Source organism: Micromonospora sp. NPDC004336 (assembly GCF_053602615.1).
On sequence record NZ_JBSGDY010000304.1, the window covers coordinates 1 to 3,593 of the forward strand.

Sequence of the window (3,593 nt, forward strand, 5' to 3'; positions counted from 1 at the left end):
CGCGCCCTCGCTGCCCATCACCGCCGCCGGATCCGGATACATCCCCAGACCGATCAGCACGTCCCGGAAGTTCACCCCCGCCGCCCGCACCGCGATGCGCACCTGGCCCGCGTCCAGGGCGACGGAGGGGGCGGGCACCATGCCGACGCCGTCCAGGGTGCCGGGGCTGACCGCGCCGACCCGCCACAGCCCGGCCGGCGGGACGAGTTCGTCGGCGGTCGGGCCGGCGGGCCGGCCCAGGCGCGGGGTGCGCACCTCGTCGCCGCGTACGGCCACCTGGCCGCCGGTGGGCGTCGGGTCCTCGGCCACGGCGGCCAGCACGGCGAGGGTGGCCGGGGTGAGGTCGCCGTCGACGTCGGCGAGGACGATCCGCCCGGGATGCTCGGACTGCGCGGAGCGCAGCAGCCCCCAGACGGCCGCGCCGGCCAGGTCCCGCAGGGCGTCGGCCGGGGTGGCGACCACGGCGCCTCGGGTCAGCACCACCAGGGTCGTGTCGGCCAGCGCCGCGCTGTCCAGCCAGGACCGCACCACGTCGAGCGCCCGGGCGGTGGCCGCCCGGACCGAGTCGGGCACGGCGTCGCCCGGCGGGGCGGCTTCGACGGGGAGGAGCAGCGCGCGGGGCGGCTCGGCCGACCCGGCCGACACCGCCGCGGCGACGTCGTCGACGGTCGCGAAGACCGGCGTGGCCAGGCCCGCCGGCGCGTCCTCCCCGGCGCCGAGCAGCGCCCAGCCGGAGACGTCCCGCGCCGGGCCGACCGGCTCGACCTGCCAGGTCACCTCGAACAGCGACCGCTCCGCGGCCTCCGCGCCGGGGGCGTCGGTCATCTCCCGCAGGGCGAGCGACTCGACGGAGACCACCGGGGCGCCGGACTCGTCGCCGGCCACCAGCCGCACGCCCGAGCCCGCCCGGGTCAGCCGCACCCGCAGCGTACGGGCGCCGGAGGCGTGCACCTGCGCGCCCTCGAACGCGAACGGCACGCGCGGTCCGCCGGAGCGCTCGGTGAGCAGCAGCCCGACGGGGTGCAGCGCGGCGTCCAGCAGGGCCGGGTGCACGGCGAAGCCGGTGGCGTCGGCGGCCGCCACGTCCGGCAGGGCCACCTCGGCGTACGCCTCGTCGCCGGCGGTCCACAGCCGGCGCAGGCCCCGGAACGCGGGACCGTAGGCCAGGCCGCGCTCGGCCAGCGCCGGGTACCAGCCGGCCAGGTCCACCTCGGTCGCCCCGGCCGGCGGCCAGGGGCCCACGGCGGGCTCGTCGGCCGACGCCGGCTCCAGCAGGCCGTCGGCGTGCCGCACCCACTCCGCCCGCGGGTCGCCGTCGGGCTGCGAGTGCACCGCCACGGGCCGGGCGTCGGAGCCGTCGGCCGCGCCGACGCGCACCTGCACCCGGACCGCGCCGGTCTCCGGCAACAGCAGCGGCGCGGCGACGGTCAGCTCGCGTACCCGCGAAGCGCCCACCTCGTCGCCGGCCCGCACCGCGAGCTCCACCAGGGCCGCGCCCGGCAGCACCACCGCGCCGCCGACCACGTGGTCCGCCAGCCAGGAATGCGTCGACAGCGACAGCCGGCCGGTCAGCACGACCTCGTCGTCGCCGGCGAGCCGCACCGCCGCGCCGAGCAGCCCGTGCCCGGCCGCGCCCAGGCCCGCGCCCGACACGTCGCCGGCCGCCGACCGGTCGACCGCCGGCCAGAACCGCTCCCGCTGGAAGGCGTACGTGGGCAGGTCGACCGGGGCGGCGCCAGTGCCGGCGAACACCGCCGCCCAGTCCACGGGCACGCCGGCGACGTGCAGGTCGCCGAGGCCGGCCAGCAGTTGGCGCGGCCCGTCCTCGTCGCGGCGCAGCGAGCCGACCACCACGCCCGCGTCGCCGGCGGCCCGGTCGAGCGCGTCCTGGACGGAGACCTTGAGCACCGGGTGCGGGCTGACCTCGACGAAGACCCGGAAGCCGTCCTCGACCAGCCGGTCCACCACGGGCGCGAGCCGGACCGTGTCGCGCAGGTTGCGGTACCAGTAGTCCGCGTCGAGCGCGGTGACGTCGACCGGCTCGCCGGTGACGGTGGAGTGCAGGGCCACCGTGGTCGGCCGCGGCTCGACCGTGCCGAACCCGGCCATCACCTCGTCGCGGACGGCGTCGACGTGGCCGCTGTGCGACGCGAAGTCGACGGCGACCCGCCGGGCCCGGACGTCCCGCTCGGCACAGTACGCGAGCAGCGCGTCGACCGACGCCGAGTCGCCGGCGACCACGGTCACGGCGGCGCCGTTGAGGGCGGCGACGGAGAGGCTGCCCTGCCACGGCGCGATCAGCCGCTCGGTGTCGGTGGCCGGCAGCGGGACGGAGACCATGCCGCCCCGGCCGGCGATCGCCAGCAGGCCACGGCTGCGCGCCACGACGAGCCGCACCGCGTCCGCGAGGGTCAGCGCGCCGGCGACGCAGGCCGCCGCGAGCTCCCCCTGCGAGTGCCCGACGACGGCGGCCGGCTCGACGCCGCACGAGCGCCAGAGCTGGGCGAGGGACACCATGACCGACAGGAGGACGGGCTGGACGACGTCCACCCGGTCCAGCGGCGGCGCGCCGGGCGCCGCCCGGAGCACGTCCTCCAGGGACCAGTCGACGTGGCGGGCCAGTTCGTCGGCGCACTCCCGCATCCGCTGCCGGAACACCGGGGAGGTGTCCAGCAGGTCCAGCGCCATGCCCGCCCACTGCGAGCCCTGACCGGGGAAGACGAAGACGACCTTCGGCGTCGCGTCGGCGCCGGTCGGCGCGCCGTCGGCGGCGGCCAGTTCGGCCAGGCGGGCGGTCGCGTCGGCCCGGTCGCCGACCACGGCGACGGCCCGGTACGCGTGGTGGGCCCGGCGGGTCGCGAGGGTGAAGCCGAGGTCGCGCAGGTCCAGGTCGGCGTCGGCGGCGAGGCGTTCGCCGAGGCGGGTGGCCTGCTCGCGCAGGGCGCGGGGGCTGCGGCCGGAGACGAGCAGCGGCACGGCGGCGGGTCCGACCAGGCCGGGCACGTCCGCCGTCGGCGGGGTCGTGGTGGGGGCGGCCTCGTCGGGCGCCTGTTCGATGATGGTGTGGGCGTTGGTGCCGCTGATGCCGAACGACGACACCGCCGCGCGGCGGGGCCGGTCGACGGCCGGCCACGGCCGCGCCTCGGCGAGCAGGGCGACCGCCCCGGTGCCCCAGTCGATGTGCGGGGACGGCTCGTCCACGTGCAGGGTGGGCGGCAGCACGCCGTGCCGCATCGCCAGCACCATCTTGATCACACCGGCGACGCCGGCCGCCGCCTGGGCGTGACCGATGTTCGACTTGACCGACCCGAGCCACAGCGGCTCCCGGCCCTGCGGCCGGCCCTGCCCGTACGTGGCCAGCAGCGCCTGCGCCTCGATCGGGTCACCGAGGACGGTGCCGGTGCCGTGCGCCTCGACGGCGTCCACATCGGCGGCGGCGAGCCGGGCGTTGGCCAGGGCCTGCCGGATCACCCGCTGCTGCGACGGGCCGTTCGGCGCGGTCAGCCCGTTGGACGCGCCGTCCTGGTTGACCGCGCTGCCCCGCACGACGGCGAGGACGCGGTGGCCGTTGCGCCGCGCGTCGGAGAGGCGCT

Annotated in this window: 1 protein-coding gene; it reads right to left on the minus strand. The window is 78.6% G+C overall.

Annotated features, from left to right (window positions below; genetic code table 11):
• On the minus strand, positions 1-3,593 hold a 3,593-nt coding region (locus ACWENR_RS30080; RefSeq protein WP_452280322.1), incomplete at both ends, for an acyltransferase domain-containing protein.